Here is a 25,406-nt window from a genome sequence, read left to right on the forward strand (position 1 = left end):
CCGGGTCAAGCGGGTGGCCAACCGTTCAGGGAATTGCTCATTTGCCACACATCAATCTCTTTTAAAGGCATCCATGCCGTCAGTCTGCACAAATCCGGTCTACCGCCCGTGGCTGCGTTGCACGCCACGCGGCGCCTTGAGGCCATCAGAGCAGCACAACGTCGTATTGTTCCTGGGAGTACATGGTTTCCACCTGAAAGCGGATGGTCCGCCCGATGAACATTTCCAGTTCGGCGACATTACCGGACTCCTCATCCAGCAACCGGTCGACGACTTTCTGGTTGGCCAACACACGGTAGCCCAACGCTTGATAAGCGCGCGCCTCGCGCAGAATTTCCCGGAAAATCTCGTAACAGACCGTTTCCGGGGTTTTCAGCTTGCCACGCCCCTGACAACTGACGCACGGTTCGCAAAGCACTTGCTCCAGGCTCTCACGGGTGCGCTTGCGGGTCATCTGCACCAGGCCCAGCTCGGTGATCCCGATGATGTTGGTCTTGGCGTGGTCGCGCTCCAGTTGCTTCTCCAGCGTGCGCAGAACTTGGCGCTGATGCTCGCCGTCTTCCATGTCGATGAAATCGATGATGATGATGCCGCCGATGTTGCGCAGCCGCAGTTGACGCGCAATGGCAGTCGCCGCCTCCAGGTTGGTCTTGAAGATGGTCTCTTCGAGGTTGCGGTGGCCGACGAAGGCCCCCGTATTGACGTCGATGGTGGTCATCGCTTCCGCGGGGTCGATCACCAGATACCCCCCGGATTTGAGCGGCACCTTGCGTTCGAGGGCCTTCTGGATTTCATCCTCGACACCGTAGAGATCGAAGATCGGCCGCTCGCCGGGATAGTGCTCGAGCCGGTCGGCGATTTCCGGCATCAGCTCATCCACGAATTGAGTGGTCTTCTGGAAGGTTTCCCGCGAGTCGATGCGGATTTTCTCGATTCTCGGGCTGACCAGATCGCGCAACGTGCGCAGGGCCAGACCGAGGTCCTCGTAAATCACGCTGGCAGGGCTGATGGTCTTGATCTGCTCGCCGATCTGATCCCATAGGCGGCGCAGGTAACGAATGTCCATCATGATTTCGTCCGCCCCGGCCCCCTCGGCGGCCGTGCGCAGAATGAAACCGCCCTTCTCCTTGATCCCTTCCTTGGCCACGCAATCGCTCACCACCTGTTTGAGGCGTTCGCGTTCGGTTTCGTCTTCGATTTTCAGGGAAATGCCGACATGGGCCGTGCGCGGCATGTACACCAGATAGCGTGACGGAATGGACAGCTGGGTGGTCAGGCGCGCGCCCTTGCTGCCGATCGGGTCTTTGGTGACCTGCACCACCAGACTCTGGCCTTCATGAACCAGCGAACTGATGGTTTCGACGGCAGGGCCTTCGCGCATGGAGATTTCCGACGCGTGAATGAACGCGGCACGGTCCAGCCCGATGTCGATGAAGGCGGCCTGCATGCCGGGCAATACACGCACCACCTTGCCTTTGTAGATATTGCCGACGATCCCGCGACGCTGGGTCCGCTCGACATGAACTTCCTGCAACACGCCGTTTTCGACAACGGCCACGCGTGACTCCATTGGCGTGATATTGATCAGGATTTCTTCACTCATGGCTTGTCACCTTCCAGGCATTGCCAGCAGGGTATGCCAAAACGCTGGAGAATTTCTGCGGTTTCGCAAAGTGGCAACCCGACCACCGCGGAATAACTGCCGCTGAGGTGCTCCACGAAGACCGCGCCCAGCCCCTGAATGCCATAACTGCCTGCCTTGTCCTGGGGTTCGCCGCTGGCCCAGTAGGCTCGTGCCTCATCATCGGAAATCGCACGGAAGCGAACACGGCTGCTGATCACGCGGGTCTCGCAATGCTGCTCGTCGACCACGGCGATGGCTGTCAGTACTTCGTGTTCGCGGTTGGACAACGCGGCGAGCATCGCCAACGCATCAGCTTCATCCGAAGGTTTGCCGAGAATGCGACCATCGAGTACCACGGCGGTATCGGCCCCCAATACACACGCGGTGGGATAGGCCGGGTCATTGGCCAACTGCAACAGGCCAGCATCGGCCTTGCCGCGAGCCAGACGTTCCACGTAAGCAGCGGCGGATTCGTCCTTGAGCGGGGTCTCATCGATGTCTGCGCTCAGCGTGGTGAATGGCACACCGATCTGGGCCAACAATTCACGACGGCGGGGTGAGCCGGAGGCGAGCAGAAGTTGAGGCATGGGACGTCTCCGTGTCAGTGACCTTCAGCTTGGGCGTTGCGGAGGACGGATGATGGGTCATCGGCGCCCTCTACCTTCGTGCTTCCGACCGAGGCGCAGAGCGACTTTCCACTACCGCCCCGGCCGACAACGAAAGCCGTTTCAGTTGATCTTCAAACGCAACCGCAGTCCACGCAGCCCATAGCTGACCCACGGCCAGAGCAAGGCGCTGACCAGCGCGGGCAACACCAGTGCGAGTGTCGGCTGGCGGTTGCCTGTCAGTGCACTGAGCCACAACTGGACTAGCTGCGCCAGCCCGAAAATCACCAGGATCACCAAGCATTGCTGCCACATGGGGAACATGCGCAGCCGCTGCTGCAGCGACAGCACCAGGAAGGTGATCAGCGTCAGAATCAGAGCGTTCTGCCCCAGCAACGTTCCATACAGGACATCTTCGGCCAGGCCCAGTATCCACGCGGTCACCATGCCGATCTTGTGCGGCAGGGCCAGTGCCCAGAAGGCCAGCAACAGGGCCAGCCAGAGCGGACGAAAGATTTCCATGAACTGGGGCAGCGGCGACACGCTGAGCAACAGGCCGATGGCGAACGTCAGCCAGACGACCCAGCCGTTTCGTGGAGGTGCGTGACGGGCCATTATTCTTCCCTCTCATGCGTTGCGGCCGGTGCAGCGGCAGGAGTCGCCGGTTTTGGGGCCGAAGACCTGGCCGGCTGATGGGCAGGTGGTTTGCTCGCGGCCGGTTTGGCCGGCGTCGCCGCCGGGGCAGCGGTCGTGGAGCCTGCCACGGGGCTGGAAGGCGTGGCAGCCGGAGCGGCAGAGGAGCCATGGGAGGACGCGGCCGGCTTCGGCACGGTGGCCGGCACGGGCTTGCTGGATGGGGTGACAGGCGCTGTTGCCGGCGCCGTGGCTGACGGCACCGCAGACGGATCGGCCGCCTGGCGATCCAGCGATTCCTGCTGCTGCGCGGCGTCCGCTGCACGCTCTTCCGGCGAACGGCCATCGGAGAACACCAGCAACAGGTAGCGACTGCGGTTCAGCGCTGCGGTCGGCACGGCCCGCACGATGGCGAACGGCTGACCGGAATCATGAATCACTTCCTTGACCGTCGCCACGGGATAGCCCGCCGGGAAGCGCTGACCCAGGCCGGAACTGACCAGCAAATCGCCTTCCTTGATGTCAGCGGTGTCTGCGACGTGACGCAGTTCCAGGCGCTCCGGGTTGCCTGTGCCGCTGGCGATGGCACGCAGCCCGTTGCGGTTCACTTGCACCGGAATGCTGTGGGTGGAGTCGGTCAGCAGCAGCACGCGGGAGGTATAGGGCATCAACTCGACCACCTGCCCCATGAGGCCGCGGGCATCGAGAACGGGCTGGCCAAGCACCACGCCATCGCGCTCACCCTTATTGATGATGATGCGGTGGGTGAACGGATTGGGGTCCATGCCGATCAGTTCGGCAACTTCGACCTTTTCGTTGACCAACGCCGACGAATTCAGCAACTCGCGCAACCGGACGTTTTGCTCGGTCAACGCGGCCAGCTTTTGCAGGCGCCCCTGCAGCAGCAGGTTTTCGGTCTTCAGCTTTTCATTCTCGGCGGCCAGTTCCGTGCGACTGCCGAACTGGCTGGCAACGCCCTGATAGAGGCGCTCGGGCAGATCGGCGATCCAGTACGACTGCATCAGCACCAGGGACATCTGGCTGCGAACGGGCTTGAGCAGGGTAAAGCGCGCGTCCACGACCATGAAGGCCACGGACAGGACCACCAGCACCAACAGACGAACGCCCAGCGAGGGGCCCTTTGAGAAAAGCGGTTTAATAGGCCGCTCCTTCCAGGGATGCTTGAGTTTGACTGTACTTATTCATGGGACATGAAAGGCCTGGGGCGGATTGACGGAATCAGGTGTGCAAGCCTTGCAACATCGCGAGACGACGTCAACAGCTCAGACACGAACAGGCAGCACCGTCAGATGCCGCCCGTCTAGCTCAACAGGGTGCTTTCTCGCGAATCACTCGCTGGAAAGCAGGTCCATGGTGTGCTTGTCCATCATTTCCAGCGCACGGCCACCGCCGCGTGCCACACAGGTCAGCGGGTCTTCGGCGACGATCACCGGCAGGCCGGTTTCCTGGGCCAGCAATTTGTCCAGATCACGCAGCAGTGCGCCGCCGCCCGTCAACACCAGACCCCGCTCGGCGATGTCCGAGGCCAGCTCTGGAGGGGATTGTTCCAACGCGCTCTTGACCGCCTGGACGATCGTGGCCAGGGACTCCTGCAGGGCTTCCAGCACTTCGTTGGAATTCAAGGTGAAGGCACGTGGCACGCCCTCTGCCAGGTTGCGGCCGCGCACGTCGACTTCGCGCACTTCGCCGCCCGGGTAGGCTGTGCCGATTTCCTGCTTGATACGCTCAGCGGTGGACTCACCGATCAGGCTGCCGTAGTTGCGGCGAACGTAGGTGATGATCGCTTCGTCGAAACGGTCGCCGCCTACGCGGACGGACTCGGCGTAAACGACACCATTGAGCGAGATCAGGGCGATTTCAGTGGTGCCGCCGCCGATATCGACGACCATCGAACCACGGGCTTCTTCGACCGGGAGCCCGGCACCGATGGCGGCCGCCATGGGTTCTTCGATCAGGAACACTTCGCGGGCGCCGGCACCCAGAGCGGATTCGCGAATCGCGCGACGCTCGACTTGGGTGGACTTGCATGGCACGCAGATCAACACACGCGGGCTGGGCTGCAGGAAGCTGTTTTCGTGCACTTTATTGATGAAATACTGGAGCATCTTTTCGCACACGCTGAAATCGGCGATGACGCCGTCCTTCATCGGGCGAATGGCCGCGATGTTGCCCGGGGTACGGCCCAGCATGCGCTTGGCTTCCATTCCGACAGCAACGACGCTCTTCTGATTTCCGTGGGTCCGGATGGCCACAACCGATGGCTCGTTCAGGACAATACCGCGCTCACGCACGTAAATAAGGGTGTTGGCAGTGCCCAGGTCAATGGAAAGATCGCTGGAAAACATGCCACGCAGTTTCTTGAACATGGGAAAAGGACCCTAGGGAACGCGTGGGTAAAAAAGTGCGGCAAACTCTAACAACGACAGGGATTTTGGGCAAGGAGCCAATATGTTAAATTGGCGGTTTTTCCGAGCACTACCCTCGCCGATCGCGGCCCTTCGACCGTTCGAATCGCGCGGTGTTCCGCAATTTGTGTTCCGCAATCTGACGTACGGTCCAATCCGTACGCCTTCCACTGGAGAACCCCATGGCGCTTGATCGCTCCGACGTGGAAAAAATCGCGCATCTGGCCCGCCTGGGCCTCAATGACGCCGATATCCCGCGTACCACCGAAGCACTGAACAGCATTCTCGGGCTGGTCGACCAGATGCAGGCCGTCGACACCACCGGTATCGAGCCGCTGGCGCATCCGCTCGAAGCCTCGCAACGCTTGCGCGACGACGTGGTCAGCGAAGTCAATCACCGCGATGACTATCAAGCCATCGCACCAGCGGTCGAAGACGGCCTTTATCTGGTTCCGAAAGTCATCGACTAAGGGAATGAGCCTGCAATGCATCATATGACTCTGGCAGAGATCGCTCGTGGTCTGGCCGACAAACAGTTTTCTTCCGAAGAGCTGACCCGCTCGCTGCTGGCACGCATCGCCCAAGTGGATCCTCAGCTCAACAGCTTCATTTCCGTCACCGAAGACCTGGCTATCACCCAGGCTCAGGCCGCCGACGCCCGCCGCGCGGCTGGCGAGACCGGTCCGCTGCTGGGCGCCCCGCTGGCGCACAAGGACCTGTTCTGCACCCGCGGGATCCGCACCAGCTGTGCCTCGAAGATGCTCGACAACTTCAAGGCCCCGTACGACGCCACCGTCGTGGCGAAGCTCGCCGCTGCGGGCACCGTGACGCTGGGCAAGACCAACATGGACGAATTCGCCATGGGCTCGGCCAACGAGTCCAGCCACTATGGCGCGGTGAAGAACCCGTGGAACCTCGAGCATGTGCCGGGCGGCTCGTCCGGCGGTTCTGCGGCAGCCGTAGCGGCCCGCCTGCTCCCGGCTGCCACGGGCACGGACACCGGCGGCTCGATCCGTCAGCCCGCGGCCCTGACCAACCTGACCGGCCTGAAACCGACCTACGGTCGCGTGTCGCGCTGGGGCATGATCGCCTATGCGTCGAGCCTGGATCAGGCTGGCCCGATGGCTCGCACCGCCGAAGACTGCGCCCTGTTGCTGCAAGGCATGGCCGGTTTCGACGTCAACGATTCCACCAGCATCGATGAACCGGTGCCCGACTACAGCGCCAGCCTGAATGGCTCGTTGCAAGGTCTGCGCATCGGGGTGCCGAAGGAATACTTCAGTGCCGGTCTGGACCCGCGCATCGCCGACCTGGTCATGGCCAGTGTCGAGGAATTGAAAAAGCTCGGCGCGGTGGTCAAGGACGTCAGCCTGCCAAACCTGCAACATGCGATCCCTGCTTATTATGTGATCGCTCCGGCCGAGGCGTCCTCGAACCTGTCACGGTTCGATGGCGTGCGTTTCGGCTACCGCTGCGAAGACCCGAAAGACCTCACCGACCTCTACAAACGCTCCCGAGGTGAAGGTTTCGGCCCGGAAGTCCAACGCCGGATCATGGTCGGGGCCTATGCCCTTTCCGCGGGGTACTACGACGCCTATTACCTACAGGCGCAGAAGATTCGCCGCCTGATCAAGAACGACTTCATGAACGCATTCCAGGATGTCGATGTGATTCTCGGTCCGACCACGCCGAACCCAGCCTGGAAGATCGGCGCCAAGAATGCCGATCCGATCGCCGAGTACCTGGAAGATTTCTACACCATCACTGCCAACCTCGCGGGGTTGCCAGGCCTGTCGATGCCCGCCGGTTTCGCCGATGGCCTGCCGGTCGGTGTGCAGCTGCTTGCCCCGTACTTCCAGGAGGGCCGTCTGCTGAACGTCGCTCATCAGTATCAGCAAGTCACTGACTGGCATTTGCGCGCACCTACAGGCTTCTAAGGAGAAGACCCATGCAATGGGAAGTCGTCATCGGGCTGGAGATTCACACCCAGCTCACCACCCAGTCGAAGATTTTCTCCGGCAGCGCCACCACGTTCGGCTCCGAACCCAACACCCAGGCGAGCCTCGTCGACCTCGGCATGCCCGGCACGCTGCCGGTGCTGAACAAGGAAGCCGTGCAAATGGCGGTCAAGTTCGGCCTGGCGATCGATGCCGAGATCGGCCAGCACAACGTGTTCGCGCGTAAGAACTACTTCTACCCTGACCTGCCCAAGGGCTATCAGATCAGTCAGATGGAACTGCCGATTGTCGGCAAGGGCCACCTGGACATCACCCTCGAAGACGGCACGATCAAGCGCATCGGCGTGACCCGTGCCCACCTGGAAGAAGATGCTGGCAAGAGCCTGCACGAAGACTTCAGCGGCATGACCGGTATCGACCTGAACCGGGCAGGCACGCCGCTGCTGGAAATCGTATCCGAGCCGGATATGCGCTCGGCCAAGGAAGCCGTGGCCTACGTCAAGGCCATGCACGCGCTGGTTCGCTACCTGGGCATCTGCGATGGCAACATGGCCGAGGGCTCGCTGCGGTGCGACTGCAACGTCTCGGTGCGTCCGAAGGGCCAGGTCGAATTCGGCACCCGCTGCGAGATCAAGAACGTCAACTCTTTCCGCTTCATCGAGAAGGCGATCAACAGTGAAATCCAGCGCCAGATCGACCTGATCGAAGATGGCGGTAAAGTCATCCAGCAAACCCGGCTGTATGACCCGAACACCAACGAAACCCGCGCGATGCGCAGCAAGGAGGAGGCCAACGACTACCGTTACTTCCCCGACCCTGACCTGCTGCCGGTGATCATCGAAGACGCGTTCCTCGAACAGACCCGCGCCAGCCTGCCGGAGCTGCCACCGCAGAAACGTGAACGCTTCCAGTCGCAATTCGGCCTGTCGTTGTACGACGCCAGCGTGCTGGCCTCCAGCCGCGAGCAGGCGGACTACTTCGAGAAGGTGGTCAGCATCGCCGGTGACGCGAAGTTGGCGGCCAACTGGGTCATGGTCGAACTGGGTTCGCTGCTGAACAAGCAGGGCGTGGAGATCGATGAGTCGCCCGTCAGCGCCGAGCAACTGGGCGGCATGCTGCTGCGCATCACCGACAACACCATTTCCGGCAAGATTGCGAAGATGGTCTTCGAGGCCATGGCCAATGGTGAAGGCAGTGCTGATGAGATCATCGAGAAACGTGGCCTCAAGCAAGTGACCGACACCGGCGCCATCGAGTCGATCCTGGACGAAATGCTGGCTGCCAATGCCGAACAGGTCGCCCAGTACCGAGCAGCCGATGAAGCCAAGCGCGGCAAGATGTTCGGCTTCTTTGTGGGCCAGGCCATGAAGGCGTCCAAAGGCAAGGCCAACCCTGGGCAGGTCAACGAACTGCTCAAGCGTAAGCTGGAAGGCTGACGGTCTACCCCTGTCGTGATTGTTCCCACGCTCTGCGTGGGAACACCTATTCGAACGCTCTGCGTTCGCCTTTTGTGACGCGGAGCGTCACGGACTGCATTCCCACGCAGAGCGGGGGAACGATCAGGAAGAGGATTGTAAATCCATGCGGCGGCTACTCGGCGCTTGCGCCCTGCTCTCCCTGCTGGCCGGCTGCGCCAGCGAAGGCCTCATCGATCCACACGGCTACAACGCCACTGGAGGCGCCTCGTACTACGGCTCGCGGCATCAAGGCCAGCGGACGGCCAGTGGTGAGCGCTTCGACCAAAACGCCCTGACCGCCGCCCATCGCCAGCTTCCCTTCGGCACGCGGGTGCAGGTCACCAACCTGAACAACGACCGCAAGGTCATCGTGCGCATCAATGATCGCGGGCCACACACCCGCAACCGGATCATTGACGTCTCCCGCGCGGCGGCCGAGCAATTAGGTATGCTGCGCAGCGGTACGGCTCAAGTCCGGGTGCAAGCCCTGGACGACTGACTTTCAATGACCTGACGACAGAAGAGGCCTCCAATTCTCGCGTTCTCGACCCTGCCATTGCCCACGCTCATCGAACTGGTCTGTGGCTTGCTGATGATGATCATCGGCGCCGAGCTTTCAGTGCGTGCGGCCGTGGCGCTCGCTGCCCTGCTGAAAACCCGTCCACTGTTTCTCGGCCTTACCGTCGTTGCCTTGGGCAGTAGCGCGCCACAAATGGCCGTTGGCCTGCAGGCAGCGCTGACCGACAGCACGGACATCGCGGTGGGCAGCGTCATTGGCAGCAACATCTTCAATATTCTGGTAACGCTTGGCCTGTCGGCGCTGATCATCCCGCTCCGGGTGGCGCGGCAACTGGTGCGGGTCGACTTGCCGCTGATGATTGGCGCCACTGTGCTGGTCGCCGCGCTGGCCTGGAATGGCACCTTGAGCACCCTGGACGGGGTGATGCTGTTGATCGGCATGGCCGGCTATCTGGCGGTGGTCATCCGCCAGTTCGCCCACGGTGCGCGGCATGTCGGCGCGCCGGACGACGTGCCGCGTCGCAAGGCGTGGCCCATCCTTGGTCGTTTGGTTGTGATGGGCGTCGGCCTGACTCTGCTGGTGGTCGGCAGTCATTTGCTGGTGGGCGCGGCCGTGGTCGTGGCCCAGGATCTAGGGCTGTCCGAGCGGGTCATCGGGCTCACGGTCATCGCCGTCGCCACGTCACTTCCCGCGCTGATGACCTCGCTGATCGCCGCGTTGCGCGGCGAGCGGGACATCGCCGTAGGCAACATCATCGGCAGCAACCTGTTCAACTTATTGGGGGTATTGGGCATCACCTCCCTCATTGCAGCCGGCCCGCTGTCGATTTCGCCCAATGCCCTGGATTTCGACCTGCCGGTGATGCTTGGCGTGGCCCTGCTGTGCCTGCCACTGTTCTACTCGGGCTACCGAATCACTCGGCTGGAGGGTTTGCTGCTGCTCGGACTTTACGCTGTGTACGGCCTGCACATCATCTCGTTCACCACCGGGATGCCGCTGGCGGGACGTTTGGAGCGCCTGATGATTCATTACGCGTTGCCGGTATTGGGAGTTGCTGTGGCGATCAGCACCGCTCGAGCATGGCGGCGACAACACTGAATCCTGTAGGAGCGCGCTTGCCCGCGATGGCGTCGTGTCAGACAAATTGATGTTGAATGACACAACGCTATCGCGGGCAAGCGCGCTCCTACGGCAGTAGGCCTCACACTAGATCCACCCGCCCCACTGCAAGATGAATATCCCGATATTGGTGGTCACTGCCGCCGCCAACGTGGTCATCACAATGATCGAGGCCGCCAGTTCATGGTTGCCCTCTGCGGCCCGGGCCATCACGAAACTGGAAGAGGCGGTCGGCGCACCGAAGTAAAGAAACAAAATGCCCAGCTCCGCATGACGGAAGCCCAGCAACCAGGCGCCCAGCGTACAGACCAGCGGCAGCCAGACCATCTTCATCAAGCTTGCGCTGATCGCCAGCCCGCCGCTTTCCCGCAGGGACTTGAGGGACAGCGTGCCGCCGATGCACATCAGCGCCAGCGGGAGGGTCATCTGCGCCAAGTAGCTGCCAGATGTATCGAGCCACTTGGGCAGCGAAATCTGCCAGTACGCGAACGGTGTCGCCGCCAGAATGCTGAGGATCAGCGGGTTGGCCAGCACGCTTTTGCAAACGCTCCACGGGTCCGACTTGATGACGGGGCTGTACACCGCCAGTACCACCGTGGACAACGTGTTGTAGAACAGGATGACCAACGCGGCCAGGATCGCCCCGAGGGAGATGCCGTAGTCGCCGTACATGCTGGCTGCAAGCGCCAGGCCGACGACACCGTTGTTACCGCGAAAGGCCCCTTGCACGTAGATGCCTCGCTCTACGAACGGCACGCGGTAGACCGCCCAGCACCAGACCAGGGCAAACCCTGCAAGGGTGGCGACGATGAAGTAGATCAGCACGCCCGGCTTCAGCGCCGCGTGCAGGTCGGCGTGGATGATGCCGAGAAACAGCAGCGCAGGCATCGTACAGTTGAAGACCAGGGATGAAGCGGTGTGGATGAAGCTGTCATTGATCCAGCCGATGCGCTTGAGCACGACCCCCAGGAACAGCATGGCGAACACCGGCGCGGTGATGTTCAGGGTTTCCCAGAAAATTGCCAGCATGCACATCCAATCCGGAGCCGTCGTCAGGAGGCTAATGATAGGCCAGTGGCAAGGTAAGTGTTACCGGGAATTGCGCGGTGGTCATACAACGAGCCGAAGCGTTCAGCCACGGCTCTTCCAAGGAAAGGAACTGCTCGCAAAGCGACCGCCGCGGTGGACTCAGAGGCCCAAACGCGTGCTCTGCGAGTAAGTGTGCAAGGCGTCACCCGGTCAGACTGGCTTCACACCTGAGCGGGCGCCAGCTTCTTCTCGAACACTGACACACCGTCCAGATCTCGAAGCGTCACGGTCATCTCGCCGCTCTGGCCGTCGATATTCACCTCGCCGAAAAACTGGAAGCCCGCAAAAGGGGAAGTGTTTTGGGCCGGAGGTGCTTTCTGGAATACCAACTGCGGTCCGAATGTCTTGTCCAGCGTGTTGGGCCCGAAACTGCCCGCGTTCAACGGGCCGGCGACGAACTCCCAGAAGGGGTCGAAATCCTGGAATACCGCGTGGTCAGGGTGGTAATGATGCGCCGCGCAGTAATGAACGTCGGCCGTCAGCCAGACGGTGTCGCGTATTTTCTGCTGGCGCATGAACGCCAATAGCTCAGCCACCTCCAGTTCACGCCCTTTTGGCGCACCGTCTTCCGTATTGGCGATGGCCTCCCAGCGCATCACCCCAGGGCTGATCTCGCCATCCGGCACCCCTAGCCCGATGGGCATGTCCGCCGCGATGACCTTCCACTGCGCGCGAGATGCCTGCAACTCGCGCTTGAGCCATTCCAGTTGCTCACGCCCGAGAAATGCGGTGGTCGGCCCGGCTTTTTCGGCAAGGTTAGCGTCGTTACCGTCACGATAACTGCGCATGTCGAGCACGAACACGTCGAGCATCGGACCGTAACCGAGCTTGCGATAGACACGCCCGCCGTTGTCCGCCTGCTGCAGGCGCATTGGCGCGTACTCCAGGAAGGCCTGACGGCCACGGGCGGCCAGCAAGCGGATGTCCTTGACCTTATAGCGATCATCCAGCTGTTTGCTTGGCGACCAGTTGTTCGTCACCTCATGGTCATCCCACTGCCAGATCTGCGGGACCTCGGCGTTGAAACGGCGCAGGTTGTCGTCCATCAGGTTGTAGCGATACGCGCCGCGGTACTCATCGAGCGTTTCGGCCACCTTGCTTTTGGCTTCCGTGGTGAGGTTGCGCCAGACACGCCCCCCTTCGGTGACGATCTGCGCGGGCACCGGCCCATCGGCGTAGATGGTATCGCCGCTGTGAATGAAGAAGTCCGGCAAGCGCAGGCGCATGGCTTCATAGATGCGCATGCCGCCGATCTCGGGGTTGATGCCGAAGCCCTGCCCTACCGTGTCTCCGCTCCAGACAAACCGGATGTCGCGACGGGCCTGCGGCGCGCTGCGCAAGTGCCCGAACCACGGCTCGCTGGCGACGCCGGTCTGGGCATCTTCGAAGAACACACGGTAGAAAATGGCCTGGTCAGCAGGCAGTCCGGTCAGCTCGACGCGTGCGGTGAAGTCAGTGCGTTGGTCGGCCAGGAGCGAAACGGCACGACGGGGTTGGGTGAACAGGCTGCGGGTGTCCCACTCGACGACCATCCGCGAAGGCCGATCACAGCGGCTCCAGACCATCGCGCGGTCGCCCAGCAGGTCGCCGGATTGCACGCCATCGGTCATCTTCGGACGGTCCTTGACTGAGGCGATGACCGCCGGTGCCAGGCCTGGCATGAGCAAACCGGCTCCGGCAGCCTGAATGATGCGACGGCGGGTAAGGTCGAACCGAGTCATGTTTGTCCCCTCTCGTAAGTGGCAAAGAGGGAAACCTAACAAGGCAATGTTGGAGGTTTGTGACAGCCTACCGCCCGGAACCTTTGCGCAAGAGAATACCGACCCGCTCAAGTGCCCGCAGGCACGGCGTCCAGCTCGACGACTTCAGGCCGCTTGAGCACGGCATACAACACGCCTGTCACCAGACTGCCGGCGACGATGGCCAGCAGGTACAGCAGCGCATGGTTGATCGCATTCGGTATCAGGAGCACGAACAGTCCACCATGGGGCGCCATGAGCTTGCAGCCGAACAACATGGACAGGGCTCCGGTCAACGCCCCTCCGACGACGCTGGCGGGGATGACCCGCAGCGGGTCCTTGGCGGCGAACGGGATCGCACCTTCGGAGATGAAGCACAGCCCCAGCACGAATGCCGCCTTCCCCGCCTCGCGCTCGCTCTGAGCGAATTTGCGGTGGGCGATCAAGGCGGCGATGCCCATGCCGATCGGCGGCACCATCCCTGCGGCCATTGCAGCGGCCATCGGCGCGTAGCTCTGGGACGCAAGCAGTCCCACGGAAAACGCATAGGAAGCCTTGTTGATCGGGCCGCCCAGGTCGACACACATCATGGCGCCCAGCAATACGCCCAAGAGGATCGCGTTGGTGGTGCCCATGCTGTCGAGGAACCGGGTGAGCCCCTCGAGCATGCCCGCCACCGGCTTGCCGACCACATAGATCATCACCAGCCCGGTGAACAGGCTGGCCAGCAAAGGAATGATGAGAATGGGCTTGAGCGCTTCGAGGCTGGCCGGCAGTTTCGCGTAACGGTTGATCGCGGCAGCGGCGTACCCCGCCAGGAACCCCGCGATGATGCCGCCAATGAACCCGGCGCCCAGCGTGCTGGCGAGCAAGCCGCCGATCATCCCCGGCGCGAGGCCCGGACGGTCAGCGATAGAGTAAGCGATGTAGCCCGCCAGCAATGGCACCATCAATTTGAACGCGGCGTCGCCACCGATTTGCATCAGCGCAGCGGCCAGCGTGCCCTGCTCCTTGTAAGCGGTGATGCCGAACACGAACGACAGCGCGATCAGCAAGCCGCCTGCCACCACCATCGGCAACATGAACGAAACACCGGTGAGCAAATGTTTGTAAACGCCGGTTCTCTCTTTCTTCGCCGGGGACTTGGAGGCAGCCGCAGAGGATTCGATTTCGCCCTCGGCCAACGCTTTGTTCAAGGTGGCCTCGGCGTGTTTCAGCGCAACCCCGGTGCCGCAGCGATAGATGCGCTTGCCGGCGAAACGCTCCGTGGCCACTTCGATGTCCGCAGCCAGCAACACCACATCCGCCTCGGCAATCGCCTGGGCGCTGAGCGGGTTACGGGCGCCCACCGAGCCTTGCGTCTCCACCTGCAGCTCGTAGCCAAGCTTCTTGGCCGCCTGCTGAATCGCCTCGGCGGCCATGAACGTATGGGCCACACCGGTCGGGCAGGCGGTCACCGCAACCAGACGCGGTGTCTTGCCGGGATCGACCACGGCGTTGTCGTGCTCGCTGGCAACATGCACCTGCGCCAGCTCGCGGGCCGAGCGCAGGAATTGGTCGACATCCTGAAGCGCCTGCGACGGGGTGGATTGATACAGGCGCTTGCCGTTGAAACGGTCGAGGCTCAAGGGCCCAGTGTTGACCACCAGCACCCAGTCAGCGCTCTCGATGTCAGCGGCGGACAGTTGCTTTTCGGGGTGACGCGGGTCATGCACTTCGACCTGGGTGATCCAGCCCTGACGCTGTGCCGCCGCGTCGAGCAGGCGGGCACTGAGGACGCTGCTGATCTTGCCGTTCGGACAGGCCGTGACAATCGCTAACTTCATCACACTTCCTCTCTTATTGTCGGTTCATGGCGCGGACATCCACGCCGGCCTGGAGCCGCTTGAGTTGCGTCGCATCGTTGATGCCGAACCCGATCTGGGTCACCGCCATTGCCGCGATCGCGGTCGCGGTGCGAAGCACCTGCTCAGGCGCATGACCGCTGAGCAGACCATGCACCATACCCGCTAACAGTGAATCTCCCGCCCCCACCGTGCTCGCCACGGAAACCTTGGGCGGCAGCGCCTGCAGCGCGACATCGGCACTGAACCAATGCACACCTTCCGAGCCTTGGGAAATGACCACATGTTCGATACCACGCTGGTGCAGCGCCGCCGCCACCTCGGCCTGGGCCTCGATGGAAATGATCGGTGCGTCCAGCGCATCGGCCAGTTCTTCGGTGTTGGGCTTGATCAGCCATGGCGAGGCCTCGAGCCCGGCGCGCAGGGCCGCTCCACTGGTATCCAGCGCAACCTTCAGCCCTTTGCGGGTCAGGGCCAACAGCAGCGTCTTCAGCCATTGCGGATCCACCCCGCGAGGCAGGCTGCCCGCCACCACTACCGCATCGAAGCCCCCGGCAAGCTGCTCGACCCGCGCGGCCAGCGCCTGCTGTGCCTGCACATCGACCTGAGGGCCTGGCCCGTTCAAGTCGGTGATGCGGCCACTGCGTTCGGCCAGTTTGATGTTGCTGCGGGTCTCGCCAGGCACGCGGACGAACTCATCGACAAACCCCCGCCGGGCAAACAGCGCTTCGAAGGGCTGTTGATTATCGACACCCAGAAAACCGGCCACGGTCAACTCGTGCCCCAGGTCCGCCAGCACTTGGGCGACGTTGAGGCCCTTGCCAGCGGCATGACTGAGCATGCACTCGCTGCGGTTGACCTGGCCGACCTGCAAAGGCCCCAACTGGACGGTCAGGTCCAGCGCAGGGTTCATGGTCAATGTCAGAATTTTCGCCATCACAGCCCCTCCACGAGGGCACGTACCTCAGCAGCGCTCGCCAGCGCCAGCGCGCTTTGCGCCAGTTGTCGAGCACCGACCACGTTCAATTCACGGACGCAAGCCTTGACCTCGCCCACACTGCGCGCTGCCACACTCAGCTCGTCCACACCCAACCCCACTAGCACGGGCACTGCCCGCGGATCGGCCGCCAGCTCACCGCACACCCCCACCCATTTGCCATGGGCGTGGGCCGCGCGCACCGTGATGTCGATCAGTTGCAGCACCGCGGGGTGCAGGCCATCGGCCTGGGCCGACAACGTCGGATGACCACGGTCGATGGCCAGGGTGTATTGCGTCAGGTCGTTGGTGCCGACGCTGAAGAAATCGACCTCTTTGGCCAATACCGGCGCCAGCAACGCCGCCGATGGCACTTCGATCATGATCCCCAGCTGCAAATCCGCCACCGGGATTTCCCGGCGCAGACGTTCGGTCATTTCACGGGCCTGTCGCCACTCTTCAACCGTGCCCACCATGGGGAACATGATGCGCAGCGGCCGGTCGTCGGCCGCCCGCAACAAGGCACGCAACTGACTTTCCATGACCTGTGGGCGTTGCAGCGTCAGGCGGATGCCTCGCACACCAAGGAAGGGGTTTTCTTCCTTGTCGATGGGCCAATAGGGCAACGGCTTGTCACCGCCGACGTCGAGCGTGCGCACCACGAGGGGGCGCCCGCCGAGGTCGTCCAGCACACGCCGGTACTCGGCTTCCTGCGTGGCCTCATCCGGCGCGGCGCTGTGCGCCATGAACAACAGCTCGGTGCGCAACAGGCCGATTCCTTCAGCCCCCTGCTCAACGGCAGCGGGGGTGCCGGTGCTGTCGCCGATATTGGCGAACACCTCGACGCCATGCCCGTCCTGGGTCAGGGCGGGCTCCATGCGCAGAGCGGCGGCCGCTTTCAGGCGCAGCGCGCGGGTGTCGCGATCGCGCAACGCTTGCTCCAGCGTTTGGTCGTCAGGCGCGACGTCCAAACGCCCACGCTGGCCGTCGATCAGCAACAGGGTGCCGGACGGGATGGACAGTACTGCATCCCCCGCGCCAACCAGCGCTGGAATGCCCAGCGCCCGCGCAACGATGGCGCTGTGCGCCGTGGCGCCGCCTCGGGCAGTGAGAATGCCGGCCACGCGGGCAGGATCGAGTCGGGCGACATCGGACGGACCGACTTCGTCCATCACCAGAATGTAGGGTTCTTCCGGCTCAACGAGGTCCTCAACACCGCAGATCTGCGCCAACACACGTCGCCCGACGTCACGCAGGTCCGCGGCACGCTCGGCGAGCAGCGTATCGTTGAGTTGCTCTTGTTGCCTTGCCGCTGTTTCCACCACCTGCGCCCAGGCCGCCGCAGCGCTCTCTCCTTGCTGCAGCCGCTGTTCGACTTCCTGTACCAACTCGGGGTCGTCGAGCATCTCCTGGTGGGTGACGAAGATTTCCCGAATGGCCTTGGCGCTGCTGCGCTGGATGAGGCCACCGATGTCCTCACGCACTTGCACCAGCGCGCCATGCAGGCGCTCGCGTTCGGTGCCGGGCGACTCGCCGCGCAGCGGGTATTCGATCACCGGCAAGCGTTGCACATGGGCCGGACCGGTCGCGATCCCTGGCGACGCCGGAACGGCCTGAATCTGCGCCCCAGCCTGCGGTGCACTCGGCGCTTTCTCGACGGTTGCATCGACGGGGGCGCAAACAGGCTCGGCGGGCAAGGGTTCGACCGCTTCGCCCAGCCCCTCCTGCACCGCCGCGATCAGCGCAGGCAGTGCGTCGGCAGCGATGGACGGTTCGGCGATGAACTCCAGCACTTGCCCACGACGAACACCCAGGCTCAACAGTTTGCTCAAGCTTTTGGCGGACACGGGATTTTCAGCGCTGTCGAGAACGCGCACGCGCACATCCCCTTCGAAACCCTTGGCCAACTGAGCAAGGATTTTCGCCGGGCGTGCATGCAAGCCGTGGGCATTGGCCAGCGCGATACGTTCGCTCGGCCAGTCGGGGGGCACATCACCGCCCAATGCCTGAAGCACCGCGCGGCTGCTGGTGGCCTGGCCCAACTCGTGACCACGGCCCTCGATCAACAGCGCGCACAAGCGCTCAAGCAAAGCTTGGTGAGATTCGCCCAGGCTGGCGAGACAGAAAAGGCCGGTGAGCGGCTGGCCAAGATGGCGCATCGGTTTGTCAGGTGTGACGAACGCCAGCCCGGGCTTGTTGACCATCTGTTCACTGTGCAGCCACCACAGGCCTTCACCCAGCGGCAGGGCCTCGACCTGCTGCAGAACGGCGGCGAAACCATTGCTCACGCAATCGGCACGACGCAGCAAGCGCGCACCGCGCCACACCAGTTCCTCGAAGTCATCGACCGATGCACCGAGGCTGATCATCTGCGCGTCCAAGGCCAATTCCTGCGGCGCACCTTGCAGCAGCTTGAGCAGCGCTTCTGGATTTTTTGCCTGACGCAGCGCCTCGCCGAGGTCGGTTTCACCCAACGCACGCGTGAGCAACTGCAGCAGGCGCAAGTGCTCATCGGATTTGGCGGCGATCCCGATGGCCAAGTACACGATTTGCCCTTCGCCCCAATCCACGCCCTCCGGAAACTGCATCAAGCGCACGCCTGTGGCAAACACCTGATCGCGGGTCTGCGGGGTGCCATGGGGGATGGCGATGCCTTGCCCCAGAAAGGTCGAACCTTGCTGCTCACGTGCCTGCAGGCCATTCAGGTAACCGGGCGCCACCAGGCCGTCGGCGACCAGCAGATCAGCGAGCAATTGCAACGCGGCAGGTTTGTCCGCAGCCGACTGGCCCATGGAAATTTGCTCAACGGTCAGCTCGAGCATCGCTTTCTCCTGTGCGGCGCACGGTGCGCCAGATTCTTGTTGTAGACCAACGGTTTTGCTGATTTAGCGCAAAAAATTGTCTTGCTGAATCGTTTCATCTAGAACGCCGGGCACGTTACTCGATAATCTCCGTGGTTTGAAGTTCATCCGATCAAATGTCGAATGAAACGCGCTAAAAAACGCTAAAGCCGCCATTCCCGTCCCTGGTCTGCTGTAATGATGGCCGCGAATCAGGGAAAATCCGATGGCGTCCGAGCCGAAGAACAAGAGGAAGGTCCGTTTGAAACTCAGCGATATTGCGCGTCTGGCCGGGGTTTCCGTCACCACCGCCAGTTACGTGATCAATGGCAAGGCCGAGCAGCAACGCATCAGCAACGCAACGGTCGAGCGTGTACGGGCGGTGGTCGAGGCTCACGATTTCCGGCCCAACCCTCAGGCGGCGGGTCTGCGCAGTCGGCACACCCGCACCCTGGGCTTCATTCTGCCGGACCTGGAAAACCCCAGTTACGCGCGCATCGCCAAGCAGTTGGAGCAAGGGGCCCGCGCCCGAGGTTATCAGCTGTTGATTGCCAGTTCCGATGACGACCCCATCAGCGAGTTGCAACTGATGCAGCTATTCCGCGCCCGCCGCTGCGATGCGCTGTTCGTCGCCAGTTGCCTGCCCCCCAGCGATGACAGCTATCGCGATCTGCAGAAACACGGCATTCCGGTCATCGCCATCGACCGGGAGATGGACCCCGCCCATTTCTGTTCGGTCGTCAGCGACGACCACGACGCCAGCCAACAGTTGACACGAAGCCTCCTCGAGATCGGCCCCAAACACATTGCGCTGATCGGCGCGCGACCCGAGTTGAGCGTCAGCAAGGCCCGCGCCGGTGGGTTCGAAGACGCGCTCGAGGGGTTCGAAGGTGCAGTCATCATCGAACATGGCGAAGCCTTCAGTCGCCCATGCGGCCTGCGCGTCGCAGGCGAGATGCTCGACCGGTTGGGGTATTTCCCCGATGCGCTGATCACCACATCGTATGTGCTGCTGCAAGGGGTGTTCGATCTGCTGCATGAGCGCCGTCTGAATCCCGACCAACTTCATCTGGGCACATTCGGTGATACGCAGCTCTTGGACTTCCTCCCGCTTCCAGTCAACGCCATGGCCCAGCAGCATCATCTGATTGCCGAAAAGGCCTTGGCACTGGCGCTCTCTGCCATCGAGCAGACCCACTACGAGCCTGGGGTGCACGCGATCGTGCGGACGTTCAAACAGCGCATTCACGGAGCCTGACCGGTGAGGCTGATCGACACCCACACGCACCTGGATTTCGAGGATTTCGATGGCGACCGGCAGTCGGTGCTGGAGCACTGTCAACGGCTGGGTGTCGAGCGCGTGGTGGTGCTGGGGGTATATCAGCGCAATCTGCAGCGGGTGTGGGACCTGGCGCTGCAGGTGCCTTCGGTGCATGCCGCGCTGGGGCTGCATCCGATCTATCTCGACGAGCATCGCCCCGCGCACCTGGCAGACCTGCGCGACCGACTCGCGCGCCTGGCTGGCCACCCGAAACTCTGCGCCGTCGGTGAGATCGGTCTGGATTACTATGTTCCATCGCTGGACCGGGCCCGACAGCAAGAACTCTTCGACAGCCAGTTGCAGATGGCCGCCGATTTCAACCTACCCGCCCTGCTTCATGTGCGCCGCAGTCACGCCGATACCATTGCCGCCCTCAAGCGCTTCAAACTCAAGCGCGCCGGTATCGTGCATGCCTTTGCCGGCAGCCGCGAGGAGGCGAAGGAATACATGAAGCTGGGTTTTAAGCTAGGGCTGGGCGGCGCGGCCACATGGCCCCAGGCCCTGCGCATGCACCGCGTCATCGCCGAACTGCCCCTCGACAGCGTGGTGCTGGAAACCGACGCGCCCGACATGGCGCCTTCGATGTATCCCGGCCTGCGCAACAGCCCTGAACACCTGCCGGATATTTGCAACGCCTTGGCAGACTGGATGAGCGTGCCAGCCGAGCGTCTCGCTGAAGTCAGCACCCTCAATGCCATGGCGGTATTTGGCTGGGTTTGACCGCTGCACTGCGCGACTGCCCATTTGCTTGAATGGCCTGCAACCGCCTTCAGCATCGTTGCAAGCGGGCAACAGCGCCCCCTCCCGGACTCAAAACGCGCCGCCCAACCGATTTCATTTTGTAAAAAGAAATTTCAGGGCCGGAGGACGGTCACTGTTTTGTCGCCCGTTGATTTTCAAGGATTTTGTGATGAGATTTTCCAAGTTCGCGCAGGCATTGTCGAAATGGACCGGCAGCCCTCGGACGTTTCTGCTCGCAGTGTTGCTGATCTGTATCTGGGCCGCGACCGGGCCGCTGTTCCACTACAACGATACCTGGCAGCTGATCATCAATACGTCGACCACTATCATTACCTTTTTGATGGTGTTCCTGATCCAGAACACGCAGAACCGCGACACCGATCAGTTGCATATCAAGATCGATGAATTATTGCGCGTGACCAAGGACGCGCAAAATGCCGTGTTGAGCCTGGACAACCTTGATCAAAAGGAGCTCAGGGCGCTGCGCAAAAAATATAAGGCCATGGGCGATCAAGAAGAAGCCGACCACTCTGCCCCCTTCCCCGAATGCGAGGCCGACAGCCACGCAAAAGCAGATAAACCCGACTGAACCACTGATCATTAACAGGGGAACTCATCAGGCTGTCGTTCTTCCTAACGGGCAGACCCGACGAAAAGCCGGGTGCCGAATGACGATCCGGGAGAAAAACAATGCCGACTCGAAATAAGGACACCTACACCGCAGAGCAAAAGCGCAAAGCTGCTCACATCGAGGACAGCTATGAATCCAAAGGCGTATCGAAGGGAGAAGCCGAGGCCCGTGCCTGGGCCACGGTGAACAAACAGTCTGGCGGCGGGGAGAAAAAAGGCGGCTCGGGGACCCGAAAGGCGCCAACCGCAAAGGCCCATGACCGGAAAGACTCCGCCAAGCGCGCAGCGGCCACCCGACAGGGTGCTCCACGGAGCAGTGGCCAGCCACTGGACTCCCAAACCAAGGTTGACCTGATGCAGCGGGCGCGAGGATTGAATATCAAAGGCCGCTCGACCATGACCAAGGAAGAGCTGATCACTGCGATACGCAAGTCGGCGTGACGCTGAAGGTTGTGCGGCGCCGCCTGCAGAGTGGGTGACCGGACTGCGCGTCAGCCGAACCACCATCGGCGAGGATGCCATCGCCAGGACATTCAACGAAGCGCTGCGCGCTCTTCGAATCACATGCAGCATCACCGCCCGTTTGCGAAGGGAGTTGCCCCATGAGCAAATCACTTGGCACCGCCGCATCTGAAGTGGTGCTGCTGGCGACACACAAAAGACTCGCCACTCACGAGGTGGTGGTGCAACACGCATTGGCCGAGCGCATCGCGAGCCTGCTGGGTGCCCAATTCGTCGGCACGTATGACGCTGCCTTGCATCGCGGCCATCGTCTGTACTTCATTCCCTCAGACACATTGGTCGGCCAGGACGTGGCCGACGCGTTGAACATCCGTACCGTGAATGACTTCTTCGGCGGGCTCATCGACTTCCCATTCATGGCGACCAAGGCCATTTCCCATCCGCTTTTGAAAGAAGCCACCGCCCTGCCTCGCGGCTGGTCGACAGCATTTTCTGAAGACGCGGGGGATTCGGTGCTCAGGGGATTCAGCGTGTTCAACCAAGACGATGCTCGGCGCGCCGGACGCTTGTTGCTCGAGGACGGGCCAGTACGGGTCAAGCCGGTATTGGCCACCGCCGGACGCGGCCAGAAGGTGGTGACGTGCGAAGCGGAGCTCGATCAAGTGATCGCGCAACAAGACATGGACGAAGTCCAGGAGTGGGGCCTGGTACTGGAAGAGGACCTGAGCGATGTCATCACCTACAGCGTGGGGCAGGTTCAGGTTGCGGGGATGACCCTCAGCTATCACGGCACCCAATGCCTGACCAGGGACAACCAAGGCGAGTGCGTGTATGGCGGTTCGCAACTGTGGTTGGTGCGGGGCGATTACGACGCGCTGCTGGCAATGGATCTGGATGCCCCTGTGCGCCGCTCGGTGACTCAGGCCATGTGCTATGAACGAGCCGCGCTGAAATGCTTCCCCACTCTGCTGGCCTCGCGGCGCAACTACGACATCGCCCACGGGGTCAATGCGCGCGGACAGGTGTGTTCCGGCGTGTTGGAGCAGTCCTGGCGGATCGGCGGGGCCAGCCCGGCCGAGGTCGAAGCGCTGCTGGCATTCGCAGCCGATCCGGCACTTCAACGCATGGGAGCTTCGAGCCACGAAGTCTACGGCCCCACCACGCTGCCCGCCCAGGCCCATCTCCTTTACGAGGGCGACGATCCCGATGTCGGCCTCATCACTAAATTCACACAGGTCCAGCCCTATGACCGTACGCAGTGAAAGCATCGATATTCATGTCAGCGAAAATAGCATTTCCGGCACTATCCTCACCCCAGGCGCGAAAATGCCGGGCATCCTCTTCGTCCATGGCTGGGGCGGCAGCCAGAAGCGCGACTTGGCTCGGGCCAAGAACATCACGGGGCTGGGGTGCGTGTGCTTGACGTTCGACCTGCGAGGGCATGAACGCACGCATGAAATGCGCTCGGTGGTGTCGAGGGAGCACAGCATGGAGGATCTGCTGGCCGCGTATGACCGGCTTGCCAGCCATCCGGCGGTGGACACCAGCGCCATCGCCGTGATTGGCAGCAGTTATGGCGGCTACCTGGCAACCATCCTGAGCGCGATGCGCCCGGTTCGCTGGCTGGCCCTGCGCGTGCCGGCGCTGTACTGGGACGCTGACTGGGACATGCCCAAGCAAGCGCTGGACCGCGACAAACTCGCCCACTACCGGCGCTCGGCGGTCACGGCCGCAGACAACCGCGCGCTGGCGGCATGCAAAGATTTCAAAGGCGATGTGCTGTTGGTCGAATCCGAACAGGACGATTACGTACCCCATGCCACGCTCATGAGTTACCGCACGGCGTTCGACCTGGCCCATTCCCTGACGTATCGGCTGCTGGACGGTGCCGACCACGGGCTGAGCAGCGACACCAGCCAACTCGCCTACACCACCCTGCTCACGGACTGGATCAGCGAAATGGTGATCGGTTCTCGCCTGGTCGATTATCCACATCACGCGACGTCGTACTCGTAGCGCCCCGGCGGCCGGTCGAATGGAAGGCGGTCAGGGTTGACGGAACAAGTCTCCATCATTGGCCGATGCATCCACTCGACTGTCGAAGCCAGGTGTGAGGATGATCTTGCGGCAGTCTTCCTCTTTTCTGTCGAAGATTGCGTAGCCCTCCGCCGCCTCCTCCAATGACAGGCGATGGGTGATGATCGCCTCAGGCGCCAGAGCGCCCTCTTCGATGAGCGTCAGCAGTTGAGGCAGATACCGATGCACGTGGGTCTGGCCCATTTTGAACGTCAGGCCCTTGTCGAACGCGTCTCCGAAAAGGAACCCGTGGATGAACCCCGAATAGACGCCCGGCACGCTGACGGTCCCGCCCCGCCGAACCGCCGCGATGCACTGACGCAGCGCCTTGCCGCTGCTGCCTTCCAGCTTCAACGTGGCGAGAATGGTTTCAGTGGTGCTGCCCTTGGCTTCGAAGCCCACCGCGTCGATCACCGCATCGACTCCGCGCATGCCTAGCGTCTGGCGCACAATCGTGTCGGCGGGGTCATCATCCTGATCGAAGTTGATAGGGATCGCACCGTAGGTGAACTGCGCGTAAGCGAGCCTGTAGGCATGGTGATCGACCATGAAGAGGGTTTCTGCGCCGAGCATTTTCGCGCATGCCGCACTGAGCAAACCCACAGGCCCAGCGCCGTAGATCGCGACACTCGATCCCTTGGTCACCCCCGCGTTCAGTACCGCCTGCCAGGCAGTGGGCAGGATGTCCGATAGAAACAGGACCTTCTCGTCGGCCAACGTGCCCGGGACTTTGAACGGGCCGACATTGCCTTTGGGCACACGCACGTACTCCGCCTGACCGCCCGGAACGCCACCGTACAGGTGGCTGTAACCGAACAGTGCGGCACCCGGCGGGATGGATTTCTTGTTCAGAATCGCTCCGCGCCCGGTGTTGGTCGTCTCGCACGCGGCGTACGCCTGCATCTCACAAAAGAAACAACTGCCGCAAGCAATCACGAAGGGAATGACGACCCGATCCCCTGGCTTGACGGCCGTCACTTGCGGCCCGACCTCTTCGACGATGCCCATGAACTCGTGGCCAAAGATGTCCCCGTGCTCGGTCGCAGGGATCTTGCCGCGGTACAGGTGCAGGTCGGATCCGCAGATTGCCGTCGCCGTCACCCTCAGAAGAACATCATCAGGGGCTTGGATGATCGGATCCGGGACCGTTTCCACCCGCACATCGTGAGCGCCGTGGTACGTCAATGCACGCATGATCTTCTCCTTGGCCTGCGGACCAGAGCACTTCTGAAGGCATGCCATAAGGATAGGCGTGCGCAGAGCGAAGTTCAGACCACCGAACCGCAGGTGACCAACGGGCAACCGCAGGACTCGCTCTGCGTCAGGCCCGACGCGCCGTCAAGCCG

General features: G+C 62.2%; 22 protein-coding genes. 11 read left to right on the forward strand and 11 right to left on the reverse strand.

Annotation, left to right across the window (positions count from 1 at the left end; genetic code table 11):
• Window positions 1-145: 145 nt before the first annotated feature.
• From rng to mreB, 5 genes are all read right to left on the reverse strand, one after another.
• Window positions 146-1,603, reverse strand: a complete 1,458-nt coding sequence (rng, locus tag DBP26_RS02095; RefSeq protein ID WP_108235947.1) for a ribonuclease G — start codon at window positions 1,601-1,603, stop codon at window positions 146-148.
• The gene (locus DBP26_RS02100) at window positions 1,600-2,211 is read right to left on the reverse strand and encodes a nucleoside triphosphate pyrophosphatase (protein WP_108235948.1); all 612 of its coding nucleotides are present in this window, start codon (window positions 2,209-2,211) and stop codon (window positions 1,600-1,602) included. Before DBP26_RS02100 ends, rng begins: the two co-directional genes overlap by 4 nt.
• A 141-nt stretch (window positions 2,212-2,352) precedes the next feature.
• The gene (mreD, locus tag DBP26_RS02105) at window positions 2,353-2,844 is read right to left on the reverse strand and encodes a rod shape-determining protein MreD (RefSeq protein WP_108235949.1); all 492 of its coding nucleotides are present in this window, start codon (window positions 2,842-2,844) and stop codon (window positions 2,353-2,355) included.
• Window positions 2,844-4,022, reverse strand: a complete 1,179-nt coding sequence (mreC, locus tag DBP26_RS02110) for a rod shape-determining protein MreC (protein WP_108235950.1) — start codon at window positions 4,020-4,022, stop codon at window positions 2,844-2,846. Before mreC ends, mreD begins: the two co-directional genes overlap by 1 nt.
• A 189-nt stretch (window positions 4,023-4,211) precedes the next feature.
• Window positions 4,212-5,249, reverse strand: a complete 1,038-nt coding sequence (mreB, locus tag DBP26_RS02115; RefSeq protein ID WP_020292894.1) for a rod shape-determining protein MreB — start codon at window positions 5,247-5,249, stop codon at window positions 4,212-4,214.
• A 221-nt stretch (window positions 5,250-5,470) separates the two neighbouring features.
• Here mreB and gatC point away from each other — a divergent pair, with 221 nt between their 5' ends.
• From gatC to DBP26_RS02140, 5 genes are all read left to right on the forward strand, one after another.
• On the forward strand, window positions 5,471-5,758 hold the full coding sequence (gene gatC, locus DBP26_RS02120; protein ID WP_108235951.1) for an Asp-tRNA(Asn)/Glu-tRNA(Gln) amidotransferase subunit GatC: 288 nt from the start codon (window positions 5,471-5,473) through the stop codon (window positions 5,756-5,758).
• Between the two features lie 15 nt (window positions 5,759-5,773).
• A complete protein-coding gene (gatA, locus tag DBP26_RS02125; RefSeq protein WP_108235952.1) occupies window positions 5,774-7,225 on the forward strand; it encodes an Asp-tRNA(Asn)/Glu-tRNA(Gln) amidotransferase subunit GatA in 1,452 nt (483 codons plus the stop codon).
• Between the two features lie 11 nt (window positions 7,226-7,236).
• Window positions 7,237-8,682, forward strand: a complete 1,446-nt coding sequence (gene gatB / locus DBP26_RS02130; protein ID WP_108235953.1) for an Asp-tRNA(Asn)/Glu-tRNA(Gln) amidotransferase subunit GatB — start codon at window positions 7,237-7,239, stop codon at window positions 8,680-8,682.
• A gap of 145 nt (window positions 8,683-8,827) precedes the next feature.
• Window positions 8,828-9,202 (forward strand): septal ring lytic transglycosylase RlpA family protein, encoded by a 375-nt coding sequence (locus tag DBP26_RS02135; protein WP_108235954.1) that lies wholly within the window; start codon window positions 8,828-8,830, stop codon window positions 9,200-9,202.
• 51 nt (window positions 9,203-9,253) lie between these two features.
• Window positions 9,254-10,321, forward strand: a complete 1,068-nt coding sequence (locus DBP26_RS02140) for a calcium/sodium antiporter (RefSeq protein WP_108235955.1) — start codon at window positions 9,254-9,256, stop codon at window positions 10,319-10,321.
• Between the two features lie 108 nt (window positions 10,322-10,429).
• On the opposite strand, the gene DBP26_RS02145 is transcribed toward DBP26_RS02140, so the two are convergent.
• The 5 genes from DBP26_RS02145 to ptsP form a co-directional block, all read right to left on the reverse strand.
• The gene (locus tag DBP26_RS02145) at window positions 10,430-11,371 is read right to left on the reverse strand and encodes an AEC family transporter (RefSeq protein ID WP_108235956.1); all 942 of its coding nucleotides are present in this window, start codon (window positions 11,369-11,371) and stop codon (window positions 10,430-10,432) included.
• Between the two features lie 221 nt (window positions 11,372-11,592).
• Window positions 11,593-13,152: an alkaline phosphatase D family protein gene (locus tag DBP26_RS02150; RefSeq protein WP_108235957.1), complete on the reverse strand. Its 1,560-nt coding sequence runs from the start codon at window positions 13,150-13,152 to the stop codon at window positions 11,593-11,595.
• 107 nt (window positions 13,153-13,259) lie between these two features.
• Entirely contained in the window at window positions 13,260-14,996 is a 1,737-nt protein-coding gene (locus DBP26_RS02155) for a PTS fructose-like transporter subunit IIB (protein ID WP_108235958.1), read from the reverse strand.
• A gap of 13 nt (window positions 14,997-15,009) precedes the next feature.
• A complete protein-coding gene (gene pfkB / locus DBP26_RS02160; RefSeq protein WP_108235959.1) occupies window positions 15,010-15,951 on the reverse strand; it encodes a 1-phosphofructokinase in 942 nt (313 codons plus the stop codon).
• On the reverse strand, window positions 15,951-18,812 hold the full coding sequence (ptsP, locus tag DBP26_RS02165) for a phosphoenolpyruvate--protein phosphotransferase (protein WP_108235960.1): 2,862 nt from the start codon (window positions 18,810-18,812) through the stop codon (window positions 15,951-15,953). The genes pfkB and ptsP overlap by 1 nt, the downstream gene beginning before the upstream one ends.
• A gap of 280 nt (window positions 18,813-19,092) precedes the next feature.
• On the opposite strand from ptsP, the gene cra reads away from it, so the two are divergent.
• The 6 genes from cra (at window position 19,093) to DBP26_RS02195 (ending at window position 24,000) form a co-directional block, all read left to right on the forward strand.
• Window positions 19,093-20,088 (forward strand): catabolite repressor/activator, encoded by a 996-nt coding sequence (gene cra / locus DBP26_RS02170; RefSeq protein WP_108236042.1) that lies wholly within the window; start codon window positions 19,093-19,095, stop codon window positions 20,086-20,088.
• Between the two features lie 3 nt (window positions 20,089-20,091).
• Window positions 20,092-20,871 carry a TatD family hydrolase gene (locus DBP26_RS02175; protein WP_108235961.1) on the forward strand — a complete coding sequence of 260 codons (780 nt, stop codon included), beginning with the start codon at window positions 20,092-20,094 and terminating at the stop codon, window positions 20,869-20,871.
• 190 nt (window positions 20,872-21,061) lie between these two features.
• Complete coding sequence (locus DBP26_RS02180) at window positions 21,062-21,481, forward strand: low affinity iron permease family protein (RefSeq protein ID WP_108235962.1); 420 nt, start codon at window positions 21,062-21,064, stop codon at window positions 21,479-21,481.
• A gap of 101 nt (window positions 21,482-21,582) precedes the next feature.
• Window positions 21,583-21,963, forward strand: a complete 381-nt coding sequence (locus DBP26_RS02185) for a Rho termination factor N-terminal domain-containing protein (RefSeq protein ID WP_108235963.1) — start codon at window positions 21,583-21,585, stop codon at window positions 21,961-21,963.
• A gap of 161 nt (window positions 21,964-22,124) precedes the next feature.
• Window positions 22,125-23,246, forward strand: coding sequence for a DUF3182 family protein (locus tag DBP26_RS02190; RefSeq protein WP_108235964.1), 1,122 nt, complete (start codon window positions 22,125-22,127; stop codon window positions 23,244-23,246).
• Window positions 23,230-24,000 carry an alpha/beta fold hydrolase gene (locus DBP26_RS02195; protein WP_108235965.1) on the forward strand — a complete coding sequence of 257 codons (771 nt, stop codon included), beginning with the start codon at window positions 23,230-23,232 and terminating at the stop codon, window positions 23,998-24,000. The genes DBP26_RS02190 and DBP26_RS02195 overlap by 17 nt, the downstream gene beginning before the upstream one ends.
• A 30-nt stretch (window positions 24,001-24,030) precedes the next feature.
• Here the strand turns inward: DBP26_RS02195 and DBP26_RS02200 are convergent, their stop codons facing one another.
• Window positions 24,031-25,254, reverse strand: a complete 1,224-nt coding sequence (locus DBP26_RS02200; protein WP_108235966.1) for a zinc-dependent alcohol dehydrogenase — start codon at window positions 25,252-25,254, stop codon at window positions 24,031-24,033.
• Window positions 25,255-25,406 lie beyond the last annotated feature (152 nt).

It is taken from the genome of Pseudomonas sp. RIT409 (genome assembly GCF_003052515.2).
Classification (GTDB): domain Bacteria; phylum Pseudomonadota; class Gammaproteobacteria; order Pseudomonadales; family Pseudomonadaceae; genus Aquipseudomonas.

Coding starts and splice junctions, on each gene's coding strand:
- DBP26_RS02150 (WP_108235957.1), bottom strand. CDS start 13,152: ATGACTCGGTTCGACCTTACCCGCCGTCGCATCATTCAGGCTGCCGGA.
- DBP26_RS02190 (WP_108235964.1), top strand. CDS start 22,125: ATGAGCAAATCACTTGGCACCGCCGCATCTGAAGTGGTGCTGCTGGCG.
- gatA (WP_108235952.1), top strand. CDS start 5,774: ATGCATCATATGACTCTGGCAGAGATCGCTCGTGGTCTGGCCGACAAA.
- pfkB (WP_108235959.1), bottom strand. CDS start 15,951: ATGGCGAAAATTCTGACATTGACCATGAACCCTGCGCTGGACCTGACC.
- DBP26_RS02135 (WP_108235954.1), top strand. CDS start 8,828: ATGCGGCGGCTACTCGGCGCTTGCGCCCTGCTCTCCCTGCTGGCCGGC.
- gatB (WP_108235953.1), top strand. CDS start 7,237: ATGCAATGGGAAGTCGTCATCGGGCTGGAGATTCACACCCAGCTCACC.
- ptsP (WP_108235960.1), bottom strand. CDS start 18,812: ATGCTCGAGCTGACCGTTGAGCAAATTTCCATGGGCCAGTCGGCTGCG.
- mreD (WP_108235949.1), bottom strand. CDS start 2,844: ATGGCCCGTCACGCACCTCCACGAAACGGCTGGGTCGTCTGGCTGACG.
- rng (WP_108235947.1), bottom strand. CDS start 1,603: ATGAGTGAAGAAATCCTGATCAATATCACGCCAATGGAGTCACGCGTG.
- DBP26_RS02100 (WP_108235948.1), bottom strand. CDS start 2,211: ATGCCTCAACTTCTGCTCGCCTCCGGCTCACCCCGCCGTCGTGAATTG.
- mreB (WP_020292894.1), bottom strand. CDS start 5,249: ATGTTCAAGAAACTGCGTGGCATGTTTTCCAGCGATCTTTCCATTGAC.
- gatC (WP_108235951.1), top strand. CDS start 5,471: ATGGCGCTTGATCGCTCCGACGTGGAAAAAATCGCGCATCTGGCCCGC.
- DBP26_RS02200 (WP_108235966.1), bottom strand. CDS start 25,254: ATGCGTGCATTGACGTACCACGGCGCTCACGATGTGCGGGTGGAAACG.
- DBP26_RS02145 (WP_108235956.1), bottom strand. CDS start 11,371: ATGCTGGCAATTTTCTGGGAAACCCTGAACATCACCGCGCCGGTGTTC.
- DBP26_RS02155 (WP_108235958.1), bottom strand. CDS start 14,996: ATGAAGTTAGCGATTGTCACGGCCTGTCCGAACGGCAAGATCAGCAGC.
- DBP26_RS02185 (WP_108235963.1), top strand. CDS start 21,583: ATGCCGACTCGAAATAAGGACACCTACACCGCAGAGCAAAAGCGCAAA.
- DBP26_RS02180 (WP_108235962.1), top strand. CDS start 21,062: ATGAGATTTTCCAAGTTCGCGCAGGCATTGTCGAAATGGACCGGCAGC.
- DBP26_RS02195 (WP_108235965.1), top strand. CDS start 23,230: ATGACCGTACGCAGTGAAAGCATCGATATTCATGTCAGCGAAAATAGC.